We start from the raw sequence: 17,048 nt of genomic DNA on the forward strand, positions 1-17,048 counted from the left end.
CCCGTCCCGCTTGCTATGCGGGCAGTGCAGCCCGGATCCCCTCCGGCCACGGCGCCGAGCCGTCACTGCCCTGCGGTACGCAGACGGTGACGAAGCGGCCCTCGGCCGCCAGCACGGCCGCCCGCCCCTCATGCGGGTGTCCCCAAACCTTGAAGGCGAAGTCCATCGAGCTGGTCCCGATGCGCTCGATCCTCACCGCGGTGGTGACCGCCTGCCCGAAGTATAGTTTTGCGCGGTAGTCGATTTCATGGCGGACCCGGGGTGCAATGGCAAAGTACGAGGTGGCACCCAGCTCGCGGAAGAGCTTTGCCTCTGCGGACTCGACCATCCGCATGATCACGGAGTTGTGCTGGTGACCGGCGGCGTCGGTGTCGACCCATTCGATGGTGCGTTCCACGGTGGTTCCCCGCACCGCTTCGGCAAGGAATACGTCTGCCAGCACGGCAACCGCACCCCGATCGCAGGTTGGTTGGACCTTCGCTTCCTTGACCATCGTTAAGAAATCTCCATTCAACTATTGTTACGCACGTCACCTTAACGACATAATACAAGCATTCGATGATCAACCACCAGCACCACTTGACCCCTTATTCACGAGGAGCCCCAAGCATGGCGGCAACACAAACCAGCGCCGACTGGAACATCCCCAAACGGACCACTTCCGTGGTCCTCTTTGCCTGCTGGCTGGCCATTCTGGCCGAAGGCTACGACGTCGGCGTCCTTGGCGCCGTCCTCCCCGCATTGGCCGAATACCAGGAATGGTCCCTGACCCCGCTGCAGCTCGGCGGATTGGGCGCCTACGCCCTGGTCGGCATGCTTTTCGGCGCGCTGTTCATTGGCACCCTCAGCGACGTCATCGGCCGACGCAGGATGCTCTTGCTCTCGATGGCGATCTTCACTGTCACCCAGGCCGGGGCCGCCTTGGCTCCCACCCCGGAGATGTTTGGATTCTTCCGCTTCCTCGGCGGCCTGGGCATGGGTGGCATCATCCCCGTCGCCGCTGCGCTGACCATCGAATATTCACCACCCAAGAAGCGCTCGCTGAACTACGGCATCATGTATTCCGGATACTCCCTGGGCATCGTCGCCGCGGCCATGGTTGCCATGGCCCTGCTGCCGACACTCGGTTGGCGTTGGGTGATTGCCGTGGGCACGCTTCCGGTCTTGATTCTTCCAATTGTCGCCTGGCTCATTCCGGAGTCCCTCGAATACCTGGTGGCCAAGGGGCGGATCCCCGAGGCCAAGGCATTGGCCGCGAAGTTGAACGTGCGCGAGTACCGCCCGGTGGCACCGGCGAACCCGGGCCGAAGGATCCCGTGGCGCGAGGTCATGGGCGCCATGTTCTCCGGGAAGTATTTGCGCTCCACCGTGTTCTTCTGGATCTCGCTGTTCTGCGGAATGGTGCTGGTCTATGGCCTGAACACCTGGTTGCCGCAGATCATGCGCAAGGCCGGCTACGACCTGGGCTCTTCCCTGGCGTTCCTGCTCGTGTTCTCCCTGGCCTCCGCCATCGGCGGCCTGGTCCTTGGCTTCCTCGCCGACAAGTACGGACAGAAGACCATCCTGGTGCTCTTCTACCTGCTCGGCGCCGGCGGCATTCTGTTGCTGATGTTCCCGAACACCATGTTCGTCAACCTCTGCTTTGTGGCATTTGCCGGCATCGGCTCGATCTCTACGTCCTTGGTGCTCACCGGCTACATCGCCGACTACTACCCGCCCGCCCAGCGCGGCACCGCCACCGGGTGGGCCCTCTCATTCGCGCGCATCGGCGCCATCTCCGGTCCGATCATCGGCGGCTGGATCGCCTCGACCGGACTGAGTTTTGAGTTCAACTTCATCTTCTTCGCCATCGTCGGCGTGATCGCCGCGGTTGCTGTGTCGCTGATTCCCAAGCGGATCGTCGAGACCCCGGCAGTGCTCGCGGACGTCGAGCGCGAGGCAGCGCTCGAGTAGCCGTACGCACTTCCTTAGCAATACCGGGCGGGGCTCCCGCGGGCGGAACGGAACAGGCATGTTCCCCCGGCTCGCGGGCGCCCCGCCCTTCTGCTGTCATTCTTTCCGGCGCACCGGGGGCGGTGCCTGGTCACCGCCCCCTGGATCGTGGTGCGCCGCCGGGTGCCACAGCCGCTTCCGGGGGTATGGCTACCGCCCGGAAATCCGATCCGCAAACGCGGCCAGAGGCGAGGTGGTTGCCCGGCCGCCAGCTTCCTGCCTGTCGGCATGGTGGTACATCGCGTACATGGCCTGGACCCCGAGCCAGCGGACGGGCTCGGGTTCCCAGCGGCGCACCGTGCGGTTGACCCACGGCATGGAGGTGGCCCGGGTGTCGCGGCCCAGGACCAGGTCCGCGAGGGTCCGTCCGGCCAGGTTGGCGGCGGTCACCCCGGTGCCCACATATCCCCCGGCGAAGCCGAGTCCCGTGGCAGGGTCGTAGTTGACCGTCGCCCGCCAGTCGCGCGGCACTCCCAAAACCCCTGACCAGGCATGTTCGATCGGCGCCCCGGCCGCTGCCGGGAACATCTCGTGCAGGATCCCAGTCAGGGTCTTGATGGTCTTGGTCTGGGTTGCCCCGTCCATGTCGGTGCGCGAGCCAAAGCGGTAGGGCACCCCGCGACCGCCAATGGCGATGCGGCCGTCGTGCGTTCGCTGCAGGTACACATACGCGTGGCCGAAATCCTCCAGGGTCTCGCACCCCTCCCAACCAATTTCTCGCCAGGCCGGCGCATCCAGTGGCTCGGTCACGATCATGGAGGAGTTCATCGGCAGCCAGTCGCGGTGCGCCCCCGCCAGGTTGGCGGTGAAGCCCTCGGTGGCCCGCAGGATGTGCGTGGCGTGCACGGTTCCGCGTTCGGTCACCGCGCTGGCAAGGGCCTCGTTGCCGCCGCCGTTGATCTCGGTGACCAGGGTGTTCTCGTAGATGGTGACGCCGAGGCGTTCGACCGCTTCGGCCAGCCCGCGCACCAGCCTCGCCGGGTGGATGCGCGCGCAATGCGGGATGTACAGGGACCCCAGCGCGCCTGCAACGTTGATCCGTTCCCGGGTTTCGGCCTCCGAGAGCCGCACCGCGTCGTCCTCCGGCCACTTCCTCTGCCCGGCAGCCAGCACCTGGAGGCGGGAGAGCTGGGCGGCGTTGCGGGCCACCAGCAATTCCCCGCCCTTGCGGATGTGCGCATCGATGCCCTCGGCAGCTGCAACGTCGATGACCTCGTCAATGGTGTCATTGAGCATGCGCTGGAAGTCCCCCACCAGCCCCCGGCCGTGCGATGCCACGTACCCATCGCGGCCGCCGGTGATGGTGTTGGCCAGCCACCCGCCATTGCGCCCGGAGGCACCGAACCCGGCAAAGCGCGCCTCCAGCACCGCGATGCGCAGGGACGGATCGGCCTTGGCCAGGTAGTAGGCGGTCCACAACCCGGTGTACCCGGCGCCCACGATCGCCACATCGATATCCAGGTCCCCGGCGAGCGCCGGGCGGGGCGCGGGCAGCCCGTCGGCCGCGTACCAAAACGACACGTTTCCGTTGGTGGTCATTTGCTCTCCTGGTTCCTTCCGGCGCTTGGTGGGCACCGGCGGCGGGGATTTGCGCGCAGCTGTCTAGCTCAGTTCGAGCACCGGGACATCGGCCTCGAAGCCGAAGACCGCGGCATAGAACCCCAGCGAGGTCTCAAGCGCGTTGATGATGGTCTCTGCGCGCCTGAAGCCATGCTGCTCGCCGGCATAAAGCACATAGGCGTGCGGGATGCCGTTGGCCGCCAATGCGTCGGCGACCACCTGGGACTGGGCCGGGGGCACCACTTTGTCCTGGTCGCCCTGCAGCAGCAGGACGGGGCAGCTGATCGCGTCCACGTGGTTGATGGGGGCGCGTTGGGCGTAGAGCTCGGCGGCCTCCGGGTAGGGGCCGACCAGCGAGTCCATGTAGCGGGATTCGAAGTCGTGGGTGTCGCGCACCAGGCCGACCAGGTCCGAGACGCCGTACCGGGAGATGCCGGCGGAAAAGGTCTTGGTGGTGGTCAGCGCGCTGAGCACGGTCCAGCCGCCGGCGGACCCGCCCTCGATGGCCAGGCGCTTGGGATCTGCCATGCCCGCTGCCACCAGGCCTTCGAGCACCGCAACGGTGTCCTGCACGTCGACCACGCCCCACTGGCCGCGCAGTCGTTCGCGGTAGGCCCTGCCGAATCCGGTGGAGCCGCCGTAGTTCACGTCCACCACCCCGATTCCGCGGGAGGTGTAGTAGGCGATGGACAGCGAGAGCTGGGCAAAGGCCTGTGCGGTGGGCCCGCCATGGACGAAGGCGACATAGGGCGGTTTTTCCCCGACCGGCCCGGCGAGGTTTCCCAGTTTCGGTTCATACACGTGGGCGTAGATGCGCGAGCCGTCGGCCGTGGTGAATTCCATGGCCTCGGCCCCGGGCAGCGCCTCGGGATCGGGAAGTTCCTTCAGTGCCAGCGAGATGTTCGTGGTCTTCACGGTGTCCAGGTCGATGAGCCGCAGCCCGTCCCCTTCCACCAGCGAGGTGGTGAGGGCAAGCAGCAGGTTTCCCTTCAGTGCCGAGGGCGAGATGCGGGTGAAGGGAAGCACCAGCTGCCGGAGCTTCCCGCTTGGCACATCCAGCCGGGCCAGCGAGGTGCCGTGGGTGCCGTGGGTGACCAGCAGCGTGTTCGCGTCGATCACCTTGTACCAGGTCTGCCCGACTGCCCACAGGGGTCCGGCGAATTCCTCGGCGAGCTCGCACAGGGGCCGCTGGGTGCCGGTTGCCAGGTTGTGCAGGTAGGGGTTCCACCATCCGCTGCGGTCCGAGACGAACACCAGCTCGTCGTCGCCAAGCCATTCGGGCTGCAGCACCGATTCGGTGGTGGACCCTGCCAGCACGGTGTCATTGGCCGCGGCAAGGGACACGAGGTCGGCCACGTGCAGCTCGGTGCCGTCCCAGGGCATCTGCGGGTGCTCCCAGGAGATCCAGCTGATCCGAGTTCCCGAGGGATTCAGCCGCGGCGCAGCGACAAAGCGCGAGGAGGGAGTGACCTCCCCCAGTGCGCCGGGGTCCTCGGCCGCCGAGCCGTCCAGCGGAATGGAGGCGATGTAGCGGCGCAGTTCCGTGCGGTGGTCCTCGCAAATGGCCAGCACGGCCCCCGGGGTCGGCCCCGGAATGATCTCGGCAAAGCGCAATTGCGGGTCCCCGTCGGCCCCGGCGCTGACGGGAGTCAGCGGCACCGGTGTTCCACCCGCGTCCAACGCATACAGGCGCTGGTCGGCGAAGTTCACGAACACCAGCCGGTGTCCCTCCCCCGCCTCGACGGCGTCCCAGGACGCTCCCCCGTATTCGTTGACGCGGCTGCGGACGTTGAAGGGAGCGGCGAGAAGTTCGCGCGTCGGCCCTCCGGAGTCGACGTCCCGGGCCAGCACCGTCATCCGACCGCCCTCGGCCGGGCGGCCTTCGGCCCACCAGAGTTCGTCCCCCACAAAGACCCCGCCACCCACCGGGGTGGTGCCGGCGGCGACGTGCTCGGCGGTGATGGGCGAGGGCCAGGAGCCGTAGGGCAAGTGCGTTCTCATGATGCGATCCTAGCCGCCCCGAACTTCGGGATGAACCCTTGCCGGACGCGGCCCGCCGATGCGCCCGGCAATCAGGACTGGGCGGGGAATGGCAAAACGGCGCACCGGCCGGTTCCTTAAGAAAGTGTTAGGACTGGGCAATTAAGCATGGGTGTGCGGGCGATCACCTATAGCTTTGTCTGTGACTAGACTCTCGCACGGGATTTGGCCCACATGGATCCGCAAGGATGCGCCCATGAAACCGGGCCCGTCCCCTGCGCCACCGGCGGACAACTTCCGCCGCAGGGCGTCTTACGGGTAACCTGCCGGCCCGGACGACGCGCAGGATCGTGCCGGATGTGCCGCCTCGCAGGCGACATCCCAGGCACAGACGGCAACCACAAGGATTAGGAACCACAGGCTGATGCCAGCAGAAGAGAACCTCCCCCCGGTCAAGGCGTTGCACGCCGACCGCATTGACGATGACGGCGGCAAGCCGGCCAAATGGAAGATCGTCGGCCCCGGCCTGGTCGTTGCCGCCACCGGCGTCGGCGCCGCCGACATGGTCGCCACCCTGGTGGCAGGCTCCCGCTACGGCTACGCGCTGCTCTGGGCGGTGATCGTCGGCGTGGTGCTGAAGATCATCCTGGTCGAAGGCGCCGGACGCTTCACCCTGGCCACCGGAAAGACCATCTTTGAGGGTTGGCGCTCGCTGGGCAAGTGGACCACCTGGTACTTCGGCCCGTACATCATGATTTGGGGCTTCGTCTACGGCGCCACCGCGATGTCGTCGGCCGCCATGCCGCTGGCCGCCATGTTCCCTGCCATCGACCTGAAGATCTGGGCGGTCCTGATGGGCCTGGCCGGGTTCGCCATGGTCTGGTTTGGCCGCTACTCGATCTTCGAGAAGATCACCGCGGTGCTGGTGGGCATCATGTTCGTCACCGTCGTCGGCCTGGCGATCATCGCCGTGCCGAACATCCCCGCAATGTTCGCCGGGCTGATCCCGATGATCCCCGAGGGCGGCCTGGTCTACACCCTGGCACTGGCCGGCGGCGTGGGCGGCACCATCACCCTGGCGGCCTACGGCTACTGGCTGCGCGAAAAGGGCTGGTACACGCCCAAATGGATGAAGGTCATGCGGATCGACAACTCCATGGCGTACGTCATCACCGGCATCTTCGTCATTGCCATGCTCATTGTCGGCGCCGAGGTAGTGCGCGCCGCCGGTGTCTCGCTCAGCGCCGGCGACAAGGGCCTGCTGGACCTGACCACGGTGCTCAACGAGAAGTATGGAGACGTGGTGGGCACCGGGTTCCTGGTGGGCTTCTGGGCCGCATCCTTCTCCTCGATCATCGGCGTGTGGAACGGCGTCTCGCTGATGTTCGCCGACTTCTGGGGCAACATGCGCGGCAAGGAATCCGGGCACGAGGACACCCGCGTGGGCGGCAAGTACTTCAAGTTCTACGTCCTGTGGCTCACCTTCCCCCCGATGGTCCTGTTCCTGCTGGACCAGCCGATCGGACTGATCCTGGCCTACGGCGTGCTCGGCTCGCTGTTCATGCCGTTCCTTGCCTTGACGTTGCTGGGGCTGCTCAACGGCAAGCGGATCCCCAAGGCCTGGGCCAACAAGCTGCACACCAACATCCTGCTGGGCCTCACCGCCCTGCTCTTCATTTCCCTGGGTGTCCAGCAGCTCTACAAGGCCATCTCGCCGCTCTGGGCGGGCTAGTCCTCTCTTTTCGGGACAACACACGAATCAGCACGGGGCCGTATCCGCTTGTCGCGGGTGCGGCCCCGTGGTGCGTGCGGGCGCGAATGGACACCGCCAGCGTGCACGGCGCAGACTTGGCCACATGAATCTCTATGCGATCTTCCTGCGCGGGGTGAACGTCGGCGGCGTCAAGGTCCTGATGAAGGACCTCGCCGCGTTGCTGCAGGATGCCGGTTTCACGCAGGTCCGCACGCTGCTGGCCAGCGGCAATGTGGTCCTGGGCAGCGAGGAAGCCGATCCGTCGCGCGTCAAGGAAACCGTAGAACAGGCCCTTCGGGAGCGCTACGGCAGGGACATCCCGGTGATCGTGCAGGACGGGGAGCAGCTGGGGCGGATCGTGGCGGAATATCCGTTCAAATCGCCCGACGACGGGATCCAACGGCACGAATACCTGGTGCTCACGGGCAATGAACAGGATGCGGCCGAGGTCCTTGGCAGCGCCCCGGAACCCGCCGCCACCGAGCGCGCGGCACGGTTGGGCCACGCCATCTGTTGGGAGGTTCCGCGTGGCGAGAGCCTGAAGACGCCGCTGGCCAAGCATTTCACCAAGGTCGCCTCCAGGACGCTGGTGACGACCCGGAACATGAACACCATCGGGAGGATCCACCTGGCGATGCAGTCACCGACACCGTGATCCGCCCCCGGTCTGTGTTGTAATGAATCCTATGCGCCAGGCCGCGGCCGAGCCCGAAACCAGAGGATGAGAACCGGTGACCATGCCCTTGCTGTTCGACCTGTTGGGTGTCTTCTTCTTCGGCGTTTCCGGATCGTTGCTGGCCGCCCGGCGCGGCTTCGACATCATCGGGTCGTTGCTCCTGGCTGGCCTGACGGGAATCGGCGGCGGCATCGTGCGCGACGTGATCCTGGGCGTGTTGCCCACGGCGTTCGTGAACCCGTACTACTTCATTCCGTCGACCCTTGCCGCCCTGCTGGTCTATTTCGTGGCCCCCGGGGTGCAGCGGCTGAAGCGGCCGCTGCTGGTCTTTGACGCCGCGGGCCTGGCCTTGTTCTGCACCTCCGGCACGATCAAGGCACTCGAGCTCGGGATGAATCCCTTTGCCGCCGCGCTGCTGGGCGTCACCACGGCCGTGGGCGGCGGCCTGCTGCGCGACGTGGTGGCGAACCAGACCCCGTCGATCTTCGACCCGCGCGATATGTATGCCGTTCCGGCGATGTTGGGTGCCGGGCTCATCGCCGCCTTGTGGGTGGCGGGCATTGAAGGATGGGCCTGGGAGCTGGGCGTGGCAGCGATTGTCTTCTCGCTGCGCCTGCTCTCATTGAAGTTACGCTGGCACGTCCCCAAGGCCGTCGGTCCCTGGCACCGCGACGCCGAACTTCACTAGGAACCAACCTCCCAGGGCTAGCTGACCCGCTCGAGTTCGCCGAGCTTCTCGGCCTCGCCCTGGCCGTCCTCGATCTTCCGCGGTCCGTTGATCATCAGCGCGCCGGCGAGCATCACGGCCAGGCAGATCCCCAGCATGGCAAAGGAGGCGGTCCAGCCGCCGGTGGCGTCCTTGACGATGCCAAAAAGCAGCGGAACAACGGCCGCGCCGGCGTAACCGAGCCCTTGGCTGAATCCCGCCAAAACACCCGAACCATAGGTGGTCCGTGAGCGCAGGTTCATCATGAGCAGGGCTATGGCGAAGGTGCCCTGGCCCAGGCCGGCAAACACCACCCAAAGCGCCGTCCCCTGCGTCGGTGAGAGGTACATGCCCAGGTGGCCGGTGATCCAGCAGGCGGTAAAGACCAGCACCGCCACGATCGGGTGGCGCAGTCGCGGAACCCACAACGGAACCAGCAGGCTCACCGGCAGGCCCAGGATGGCGAAGAGCGCCAACATGGATCCGGCGGTCTGGGTGTCCAAGCCCTGTTGGGAGAGATACGGCGGCAGCCAGGTGAAGTACACGTAGGTTTGTGCGGAGTTGCCGGCCAGGAAGATGGCCAGGCCCCAGGCGACAGGGGATTTCCACGGGTTGATCCGGGCCGGGGGCGCTGCCACCAGTCCGTTGACCAGCGGGCTGTCCGGGCGCGGGTTCTTGCGGTCCCGGAACAGCTGGATGCCCCAGGGCACCAGGACCACGGCCGAGAGCAGTGCCCACGCGGCAATGGACGCGCGCCAGTCATCGGCCAGGTTGGCCAGCGGCACGGAGAACTGCGGGGCCATCCAGGTGCCCACCGCCAGCATCGTGACATAGCTCGAGGTGACGATCGCCAGGCGGTCGGGGAAGTACTTCTTCACCAGCGGCGGCAGCACCACGTTGCCCATCCCGTACCCGGCCAGGGTGATGGTCGAGAGCAGCAGGAAGCTGGTCACATCCCCCACCACGGCCCGCAGCAGCTGCCCGGCCACCGCCAGCAGGACCGCGCCCACCAGCACCTTCTCCAGCCCCCACCAACGGATCAGGCGCGGGGTGAGCAGCCCGAACCCGGCGAAAACGATCGGGGCCAGCATGGCCAGCAGGCCGGTGGAAAAGGAAGTGAATCCCAGTTCCGGCCCGATGCTTCCCAGCAACGGCGGCACGGAGACGACCGCCGCCCGCAGCGACAGGGCCATCAGGATGATGCCCAGCAGCGCGCCGATGCGGCCGGCGAGCTTTTGCCGTGGCGGAGTCAGGGACATGGGGGCTCAGCTGCCGTTCTTGAGTCGTTCGACCTGGTCCAGCAGGTGCTCCAGGTCCTTGGCGAAGGTTCCCTGGGACCAGGGCCCGGGCATGGAGGTCTGGTAGTAGAGCCCCTCGCCGATCAGCATGATGGTTTCGGCCACGTACTGGTCCTGCACCTCGGCGCGGATCAGGTCGAGCCAGCCGGAGTGCACCACGTCGAGCGCCTCGATGGAGGGTTCGTGGCCGGACTGGGCCAGGCGCAGCACGGCCAGGAAGAAGCGGTCCAGCTCGCTGCCGATGACGGTGGAGGTGCGCACGAAGTACCGTGAGGCGCCCTCCGGGGAGGAACCCATGTGCCCCAGGTCCTCGGCGGACGCCTGGAGCAACCCCTCGATGACGCCCTGGGCCAGGGCCTCCTTGGAGGCAAAGTGGTAGAGCAGACCACCCTTGGAAACACCTGCACGTGCGGCGGTGGCCTCAATGGTCGCGGCGCGCTCGCCCTCGTCGCAAAGCAACGCGGCGTAGGCGTCGACGATCTTTTCCTTGGCTAATGGTGGTCGAGACATGTAGTGAACCCTATCCCCTTCCAATAGTCATCGTCACATTGTAACTGTACCGTCCGGACGGTACAGTTACTCTTGTCAGCCCACCAACACTCCCACAGGAAACCGATCACCATGAGCATCCACCGCAACACGAGCACTCCCCTGAATCCAGGCGCCGGCACGCTCCACCGCCGACGCTGGGCTGCCCTTGTTGTCCTCATGTTCCCCGTCCTGCTGATCTCCGTCGACAACACGGTGCTCAGCTTCGCGGTCCCCGCACTGTCGGCTGCGCTGTCCCCCAGCGGCAACCAGCTGCTGTGGATCATTGACATCTATCCCCTGGTGCTCGCCGGCCTGTTGGTGCCCATGGGCTCACTCGGCGACAGGTTCGGGCGCCGCCGCCTGCTGCTGATTGGCTCCACCGGCTTCGCCGCGGTTTCCGCCGCGGCCGCGTTTGCCACCAACGCCGAGCAACTCATTGCCGCCCGCGCCCTGCTGGGCATCTTCGGCGCCATGCTGATGCCCGCCACCCTCTCGCTGATCCGCAACATCTTCACCGACCCGCTCGAGCGCCGCAAGGCCATCGCCGTCTGGGCCGCAGGCTTCTCCGGCGGCGCGGCACTGGGTCCCGTCGTTGGCGGCTTCCTGCTGCAGAACTTCTGGTGGGGCTCGGTCTTCCTGATCGCCGTCCCCATGCTGGTGCCGCTGCTGATCCTGGCCCCCGCATTGGTTCCCGAGTCCAAGGACCCCAGGCCCGGGGCCATCGATCCGCTGTCCATCGGCCTGGTCATCATGACGCTGCTGCCGATCGTCTACGGCATCAAGGAGCTGACCCACGGGGATTCACCGCTGGTGCCTGCCCTGGCGATCGCGGTGGGCATCGCCTCGGGCGTGACCTTCACCCGGCGCCAGCTGGGGCGCAGCAACCCGATGCTCGACGTGCGGCTTTTCGCCAACCCCGCATTCTCCTCCGCGCTGGCGGTGAACCTGCTGAGCATCTTTGCGCTGGTCGGCTTCATCTACTTCATCTCCCAGCACCTGCAATTGGTGGCCGGCTACACGCCCATGATGGCGGGGGTCCTGATGCTGCCGGGCCTGGCACTGACCGTTGCCTTCGGCCTGCTGGCGGTGCGGCTGACCCGGCGCTTCGAGGTTAAGCACGTGATGGTGTGGGGGCTGGGGCTCAACGCCGCCGCCTACGGCATCGTGATGCTCACCGGCCAGTCCGGATCGGTTCCGATGCTCATGCTTGCCTTCAGCGTCCTGGGTGCAGGCGTCGGCCTGAGCGAAACGCTGTCCAACGACATGGCACTCTCCGCGGTGCCGCCTGCCCAGGCCGGCGCCGCCTCGGCGATCTCCGAAACCGCCTACGAGGTCGGCTCGGTGCTGGGCACAGCGGTGCTTGGCTCGATCCTCAACGCCGCGTACAGCCGCAACGTCGAAATCCCCGCGCAGCTGGGCGGGGAAGATACCGAGACGGCCCGCCAGACCCTGGGCGGCGCGCACGAGGTCGCAGCGTCCCTGGGCGCCCCGGCCGCCGACCGATTGCTGGAATCCGCCGCCGAGGCCTTCGACACGGGAGTGCTGTACACCTCCGCGATCGCCATGGTGCTGGCCCTGGCCTCCGCCGCGATCGTCTCGTTCGCACTGCGCCGGATGCCCGCCGAGGCCAACGGTGGCGCTTCCGGCAACGGGAGCCGGGCACCGAAGGCCTAGGCGTTGAGCCGGTAGCCGCGCTTGACGACGGTGGAGACCAGCCGGGCATCGGGCAGCGCGCCGCGCAACCGGCTCACCGCCATGTCCAGCGCGTGGTCCGAGGACCCGTCGGGCAGCAGGGCCGCCAGGGCGCCGCGGGACACCACGTTTCCGCGGGCGACCAGCAGGGCCTTGAAGAGCCTCAACTGGCTGGCGCCCAGCTCCGTCCCGGCCCCGCCCAGGTGGACGGTGTCCCCGCGCAATTGGCAGGGGCCCAGCACGGTGGCGCATTCCAGCGCCCCGCGCCGGCCCAGGTGCTCGACCAGGGTGTGGATCATCGCGCCCATCCGGTGCCGGGCCGGCACGAGCGGCTCGATGCCCGCCCCACGCAGCGGCGCGGCCGTCACCGGCCCCACGGCAACCGTGCTGACGGTGGTTTGCAACGCGTGCAGCAGCTGGGCATGGCAGTCGTGCTGCCGTGCCGCCTCAAGCAGCGCCACCACCGCGGGGGCACTGGTGAAGGTCAGGGCGTCCAGCGAGCCCGAACACAGCGCACGCAGCAGCACCTCCAGCTTCCCGGCGTCTTCCGGCGGCACCCAGCGGTAGGGGCTGATCCGCACCAGTTCCCGGGTGCCGGCCTCCAGGAGCGCGGCGGCTGCCTCGTCGTCCCCGAGCCCGTGGTGCTGCAGCACCACCGCCTTGCCCCGAAGCAGCGGTACCAGCCTGGCCACCATCGAGGAGGTCAGTTCGTCGCCGGCCATCGCCTCCGCATCGAAGCCCAGGGCCCGCACGGCCCCCAGCGCCTTGGGACCGCGCACGTGGATCCGCGCCGCTCGCAGCACCTCGGCCAGCTCGTCGCCGAGACCCGCGGCCTCGGCCGTCTCAAACCAGCGGCGGAACCCGTAGGCGGTGCTCACCAGCACGTACTCGGGCCGCAGCTCCAGCACCCGGCGGGTGCCTGCAAGCAGTTCGGAATCCTCGGCCAGCGGGGCCAGGCGCAGCGTCGGGGCGTGCAGCACCTGGGCGCCGCGGCGCTCGAGTGCCTCGATGAGTTCGGCCGAACGCCGCTGGGAGGTCACCGCGATGCGGAATCCTGCAAGCGCCCCGGCGCTCCGCGTGCCGGCGCCGGCCGTTGCCGTCGCGCTCATCGCACGGCCGCCGGAAGCAGGGCAGCCACATCGTCGACGCTCGCGCCCAGGGCCGCGACGCCTCCGATGACGATGACCGCGGGGTTGGAGCAGCCGGCCAGGCGGGCCGCCGCCGCCAGCGTGCCCAGGGTGGCGCGGGTGCTGCGCTGGGTGTCGCAGAAGCCGCGTTCGATGATTGCCGCCGGGGTGTCGGCCGCCAGTCCGTTGCGCAGCAGGCCTGCAGCGTTTTGCTGCAGCGTTGCCACGCCCATGAGCACCACCAGCGTCCCGCCGATGCCTGCAAGATGACCCAGCTCGGTCTCGGTGAAGGGGTCGTGGCCCGAGACCACGGTGAAGGCCTTGGACACCCCGCGGGCGGTCACCGGGATCCCGGCGGCGCCGGGCACCGAGATCGCGCTGCTGATCCCGGGGATCACCTGGACCTTAAGCCCGGCGGCCAGCGCCGCGTCGCGTTCCTCGGAGCCGCGCCCGAAGACGAAGGGGTCACCGCCCTTGAGCCGCACGACGGCCCGCCCGGCACGGGCCTCGGCGATGAGCAGCTCGTTGATGCGCTCCTGGGGCACCTTGTGGTTCCCCGGGGCCTTGCCCACGTCGACGAGCTGTGCGCCGGGTGCCAGCGCGGCCAGGTCGTGTCCCGGGCCCAGGCGGTCGTGGAAGACCACGTCCGCGCTCGCCAGCGCCGCGGCGCCGCGCACCGTCAGCAGGTCGCTGCTGCCCGGACCGCCGCCCAGCAGGGTGATCCCGCCGTCGCGCTGGGCCGCCTGTTCGCGGGACAGCAGGATCGATTCGCGGCAGGCGATCTCTTCCAGCACCTCCCAGCCCGCTGCGCCGTCATCGACGGCAACCAGCAACCTGACCTCGGAAAGCATTTGGCCGTGGCCCTCGAGCTCGTGCGGGTGGTGGGCCCGCAACACCTGCGCGCCGGCCGACACATAGCGTGCCACGACATGCCGTGCCGCCCAGCGGGCGCCGGCAACCAGGACGAATTGGCCTTGCAGTTGCAGTGAGTTGGCGATCATGATGGCTCCTGGGTGGGGTTCGGTGCGCCGATGGAAATGGTTGCGCCGAGGCGCACGGGCTCGGCCGGGCGGTGCTGCCCGCGTTCGGGCACGTAGTGCAGGTCGGGGTCGGCCTGCTCCGGGGCGTTGACGAAGGAGCGGAAGCGACGCAGCTTCTCCGGGTCCGCGAGCGTTGCCGCCCACTCGTCCTGGTAGTTGCCCACGTGGGTTTCCATGGCCGCCTCGAGTTCCGCGCCCAGACCCAGCGAGTCATCGACGACGACCGACTTCACGTGCTCGATGCCGCCGTCCAAATCCTCCATCCAGCGTGCGGTGCGCTGGAGCTTGTCGGCGGTGCGGATGTAGTACATCAGGTACCGATCGATGTAGCGGATCAGCGTGGCATCGTCGATGCCGCCGACCAACAGCTGGGCGTGGGCGGGGTTGGCGCCGCCGTTGCCGCCCACGTAGAGGTTCCAGCCCTCGGCGGTGGCGATGACACCCACGTCCTTGGCACGGGCCTCGGCGCACTCGCGGGCACAGCCGGAGACGCCCATCTTGAACTTGTGCGGGGCGCGCAGCCCGCGGTAGCGCAACTCCATTTCGATGCCCATGGCCACCGAGTCCAGCATGCCGTAGCGGCACCAGGAGGAACCGACGCAGGTCTTCACGTTGCGCAGCGACTTGCCGTAGGCCTGTCCGGATTCAAATCCTGCGTCCACCAATTCCTTCCAGATTTCCGGCAGCTGCTCGAGCCGGGCACCGAACATGTCGATGCGCAGCCCGCCGGTGAGCTTGGTGTAGAGGTTGTACTTCGCTGCCACCGCGGCGATGACGCCGAGCTTTTCCGGGGTGATCTCCCCGCCCGGGATGCGCGGGACCACCGAGTAGGTGCCGTCCTTCTGCATGTTGGCCATGACCCGGTCGTTGGTGTCCTGCGCGCCGGCCAGGCCGGCCTCCATCGGGTGCCCCGAGGTCTGCGAAGCGAGCACCGAGGCGATGACCGGCTTGCAGATATCGCAGCCCGAACCCTGGCCGAAGCGCTCCATGATCTGCGGGTAGCTGTGCAGCCCGGCAACCTGGACCGCCTCGAAGAGCTCGGAGCGGGAAAGTTCGAAGTGCTCGCACATGGCGGTGGAGACGACGACGCCGTTCTTGGTCATCTCCGATTCCATGAGCTTCTTGAGCATCGGGACACAGGAACCGCACTGGGTTCCGGCGCGGGTGCAGGTCTTCAGCGAGGCCAGGTCGTTGACAGGTTCGCTGCCCTCGCAGCTGCCGCAACCCCCGACCGCGTCCTTGATGGATCCGACCGACACGCCGTTGCAGGAACAGAGCACCGCGTCATCGGGCAGGTCCCCGTCGGGCACCTCTCCGCCCAGGGCGCTGAGGTAGGCGCCTGCCTCGGCGGGCAGCTCGCGGCCCAGCAGCGGGCGCAGGGACTGGTACGGGCTCGCGTCGCCCACGAAGATCCCGCCGAGCAGGACCTTGGCGTCGGCGGAGACGACGATCTTTTGGTAGAGGCCGCGGGCCGCGTCGGCGTAGACGACCTCGAGCGCGCCCTCGGTGCGGGCGAACCCGTCGCCGAAGCTTGCCACGTCGACACCGGAGAGCTTGAGCTTGGTGGCGGTGTCGAAGCCGGTGAATTCGGCGTCCCCGCCCTGCAGGTGCGCCGCGAGTACCTCGGCCATGGCGTTGGCCGGGGCCACCAGGCCGATGCACATGCCGCCGAAGTTGGCCACCTCGCCAATCGCCCAGACGTTGGGCACCGCGGTGGCGCAGTGCTCGTTGATCTCAATGCCGCCGCGCGGACCAATGCCAAAGACCGGTCCCTGCGTGCCGGTCTCCTCGAGAGCCAGGTTGTGGTTGCGGGCCAGCTCGTCGCGGGGGCGCACACCGATGGAGACAATGACCATGTCCGCGGGGATGTGGTTGTCGTCGGCCATCAGCACGCCGGTGACCTGCTCGATGCCGTACACCGATTCGGTGGTGACTTCCTTGGGGAAGACCCCGCCGTGGACGGTGAAACCGGTCTGCGCGATCAGTCGGCCCATGGCCTGGCCTGCACCCTCATCCAGCTGGGTGCCCATGAGCCACTTGCCACCGTCGATGACAACTGCCTCGGCGCCCAGCGACTGGGAGCCGGCTGCCGCCTCGAGTCCCAGCAGCCCGCCACCGATGGTGGCAACCACGGGTTTGCGGCCGAGCTGGGCGGCGAGCGCCTGAATGCCGGCGTTGATCGCCCACACATCTTCCAGGGTGCGGTAGACGTGGGTGTGCGCATTGCCGGGGATCGGCAGTGTTGCAGCGTTCGAGCCGGTGGCCAGCACCAGTTCGTCGTAGTCGAAGCTGCGGCCATCCTGGGTGTGGACCACCTTCTTGATGCTGTCCAGCGTCTTCACGCCAGCGCTTGTCACAAGGGTGACATTCTCGCGTGCCCAGAGTGCAGGGTCCCCCAGGGTGAGGTCCACCGAGGTATTGGTCAGTGCCTTGGTCAGGGCAACCCGGTCATAGGGAACGTGCGCTTCCTCGGTCAACACGGTGATCTCGAGGTTGCTTGGTTCGCGAGCCGCCATGGCCTCGGTGAAGCGATGTGCGGCTGGACCGCCACCGATGACTACGATGCGGCGTGCGCCGTTTCCTGTACCCATGTCTGTTACCCGACTTTCACTCTTGCGCTTGTGACGCGTGCTTGATTGTCTTCAGCTTAGGAAACGGGCTTTGCCTACCAATTTCCTCTTTGTTTCGTTCAG

General features: G+C 67.5%; 13 protein-coding genes. 5 read left to right on the forward strand and 8 right to left on the reverse strand.

Features of this window, described 5'->3' with window-relative positions:
* Positions 1–13 precede the first annotated feature (13 nt).
* Positions 14–493, reverse strand: a complete 480-nt coding sequence (locus ACLQ7E_RS01880) for an acyl-CoA thioesterase (protein ID WP_411730844.1) — start codon at positions 491–493, stop codon at positions 14–16.
* Between the two features lie 116 nt (positions 494–609).
* Between ACLQ7E_RS01880 and ACLQ7E_RS01885 the strand changes: the two genes are divergently transcribed.
* Positions 610–1,953, forward strand: coding sequence for an MFS transporter (locus ACLQ7E_RS01885; protein WP_411730846.1), 1,344 nt, complete (start codon positions 610–612; stop codon positions 1,951–1,953).
* Between the two features lie 189 nt (positions 1,954–2,142).
* On the opposite strand, the gene ACLQ7E_RS01890 is transcribed toward ACLQ7E_RS01885, so the two are convergent.
* Positions 2,143–3,531: an NAD(P)/FAD-dependent oxidoreductase gene (locus tag ACLQ7E_RS01890; RefSeq protein ID WP_411730847.1), complete on the reverse strand. Its 1,389-nt coding sequence runs from the start codon at positions 3,529–3,531 to the stop codon at positions 2,143–2,145.
* A 63-nt stretch (positions 3,532–3,594) separates the two neighbouring features.
* A complete protein-coding gene (locus ACLQ7E_RS01895) occupies positions 3,595–5,553 on the reverse strand; it encodes a prolyl oligopeptidase family serine peptidase (RefSeq protein WP_411730848.1) in 1,959 nt (652 codons plus the stop codon).
* Between the two features lie 403 nt (positions 5,554–5,956).
* On the opposite strand from ACLQ7E_RS01895, the gene ACLQ7E_RS01900 reads away from it, so the two are divergent.
* The 3 genes from ACLQ7E_RS01900 to ACLQ7E_RS01910 all read left to right on the forward strand — a co-directional run bounded on the left by ACLQ7E_RS01900 (position 5,957) and on the right by ACLQ7E_RS01910 (position 8,649).
* Positions 5,957–7,264 (forward strand): Nramp family divalent metal transporter, encoded by a 1,308-nt coding sequence (locus ACLQ7E_RS01900; protein WP_411730849.1) that lies wholly within the window; start codon positions 5,957–5,959, stop codon positions 7,262–7,264.
* A 124-nt stretch (positions 7,265–7,388) separates the two neighbouring features.
* A complete protein-coding gene (locus ACLQ7E_RS01905) occupies positions 7,389–7,940 on the forward strand; it encodes a DUF1697 domain-containing protein (RefSeq protein WP_411730850.1) in 552 nt (183 codons plus the stop codon).
* Positions 7,941–8,022: 82 nt separating this feature from the next.
* Complete coding sequence (locus ACLQ7E_RS01910; protein WP_411730874.1) at positions 8,023–8,649, forward strand: trimeric intracellular cation channel family protein; 627 nt, start codon at positions 8,023–8,025, stop codon at positions 8,647–8,649.
* Positions 8,650–8,666: 17 nt separating this feature from the next.
* Here the strand turns inward: ACLQ7E_RS01910 and ACLQ7E_RS01915 are convergent, their stop codons facing one another.
* Together ACLQ7E_RS01915 and ACLQ7E_RS01920 are read right to left on the reverse strand one after the other, a co-directional pair.
* The gene (locus ACLQ7E_RS01915; protein WP_411730851.1) at positions 8,667–9,926 is read right to left on the reverse strand and encodes a CynX/NimT family MFS transporter; all 1,260 of its coding nucleotides are present in this window, start codon (positions 9,924–9,926) and stop codon (positions 8,667–8,669) included.
* Between the two features lie 6 nt (positions 9,927–9,932).
* On the reverse strand, positions 9,933–10,475 hold the full coding sequence (locus tag ACLQ7E_RS01920) for a TetR/AcrR family transcriptional regulator (RefSeq protein ID WP_411730852.1): 543 nt from the start codon (positions 10,473–10,475) through the stop codon (positions 9,933–9,935).
* 111 nt (positions 10,476–10,586) lie between these two features.
* Here ACLQ7E_RS01920 and ACLQ7E_RS01925 point away from each other — a divergent pair, with 111 nt between their 5' ends.
* Complete coding sequence (locus ACLQ7E_RS01925) at positions 10,587–12,170, forward strand: MFS transporter (protein ID WP_411730854.1); 1,584 nt, start codon at positions 10,587–10,589, stop codon at positions 12,168–12,170.
* Here ACLQ7E_RS01925 and ACLQ7E_RS01930 read toward each other — a convergent pair.
* From ACLQ7E_RS01930 to nirB, 3 genes are read right to left on the reverse strand one after another with little or no spacing between them, the layout of a single operon-like run.
* Positions 12,167–13,297 carry a uroporphyrinogen-III synthase gene (locus tag ACLQ7E_RS01930; RefSeq protein WP_411730855.1) on the reverse strand — a complete coding sequence of 377 codons (1,131 nt, stop codon included), beginning with the start codon at positions 13,295–13,297 and terminating at the stop codon, positions 12,167–12,169. The two genes, ACLQ7E_RS01925 and ACLQ7E_RS01930, sit on opposite strands and share 4 nt — an antisense overlap.
* Positions 13,294–14,316: a uroporphyrinogen-III C-methyltransferase gene (cobA, locus tag ACLQ7E_RS01935; RefSeq protein WP_411730856.1), complete on the reverse strand. Its 1,023-nt coding sequence runs from the start codon at positions 14,314–14,316 to the stop codon at positions 13,294–13,296. Before cobA ends, ACLQ7E_RS01930 begins: the two co-directional genes overlap by 4 nt.
* Positions 14,313–16,946 (reverse strand): nitrite reductase large subunit NirB, encoded by a 2,634-nt coding sequence (nirB, locus tag ACLQ7E_RS01940; protein WP_411730857.1) that lies wholly within the window; start codon positions 16,944–16,946, stop codon positions 14,313–14,315. Before nirB ends, cobA begins: the two co-directional genes overlap by 4 nt.
* Between the last annotated feature and the right edge of the window lie 102 nt (positions 16,947–17,048).

The sequence above is a fragment of the Paeniglutamicibacter sp. genome, assembly GCF_046714615.1.
Taxonomy (GTDB): domain Bacteria; phylum Actinomycetota; class Actinomycetes; order Actinomycetales; family Micrococcaceae; genus Paeniglutamicibacter.

Excerpts from the sequence above, each read along its gene's own strand:
- ACLQ7E_RS01880 (WP_411730844.1), bottom strand. The coding sequence starts at position 493 with ATGGTCAAGGAAGCGAAGGTCCAACCAACCTGCGATCGGGGTGCGGTT.
- ACLQ7E_RS01885 (WP_411730846.1), top strand. The coding sequence starts at position 610 with ATGGCGGCAACACAAACCAGCGCCGACTGGAACATCCCCAAACGGACC.
- ACLQ7E_RS01890 (WP_411730847.1), bottom strand. The coding sequence starts at position 3,531 with ATGACCACCAACGGAAACGTGTCGTTTTGGTACGCGGCCGACGGGCTG.
- ACLQ7E_RS01895 (WP_411730848.1), bottom strand. The coding sequence starts at position 5,553 with ATGAGAACGCACTTGCCCTACGGCTCCTGGCCCTCGCCCATCACCGCC.
- ACLQ7E_RS01900 (WP_411730849.1), top strand. The coding sequence starts at position 5,957 with ATGCCAGCAGAAGAGAACCTCCCCCCGGTCAAGGCGTTGCACGCCGAC.
- ACLQ7E_RS01905 (WP_411730850.1), top strand. The coding sequence starts at position 7,389 with ATGAATCTCTATGCGATCTTCCTGCGCGGGGTGAACGTCGGCGGCGTC.
- ACLQ7E_RS01910 (WP_411730874.1), top strand. The coding sequence starts at position 8,023 with ATGCCCTTGCTGTTCGACCTGTTGGGTGTCTTCTTCTTCGGCGTTTCC.
- ACLQ7E_RS01915 (WP_411730851.1), bottom strand. The coding sequence starts at position 9,926 with ATGTCCCTGACTCCGCCACGGCAAAAGCTCGCCGGCCGCATCGGCGCG.
- ACLQ7E_RS01920 (WP_411730852.1), bottom strand. The coding sequence starts at position 10,475 with ATGTCTCGACCACCATTAGCCAAGGAAAAGATCGTCGACGCCTACGCC.
- ACLQ7E_RS01925 (WP_411730854.1), top strand. The coding sequence starts at position 10,587 with ATGAGCATCCACCGCAACACGAGCACTCCCCTGAATCCAGGCGCCGGC.
- ACLQ7E_RS01930 (WP_411730855.1), bottom strand. The coding sequence starts at position 13,297 with ATGAGCGCGACGGCAACGGCCGGCGCCGGCACGCGGAGCGCCGGGGCG.
- cobA (WP_411730856.1), bottom strand. The coding sequence starts at position 14,316 with ATGATCGCCAACTCACTGCAACTGCAAGGCCAATTCGTCCTGGTTGCC.
- nirB (WP_411730857.1), bottom strand. The coding sequence starts at position 16,946 with ATGGGTACAGGAAACGGCGCACGCCGCATCGTAGTCATCGGTGGCGGT.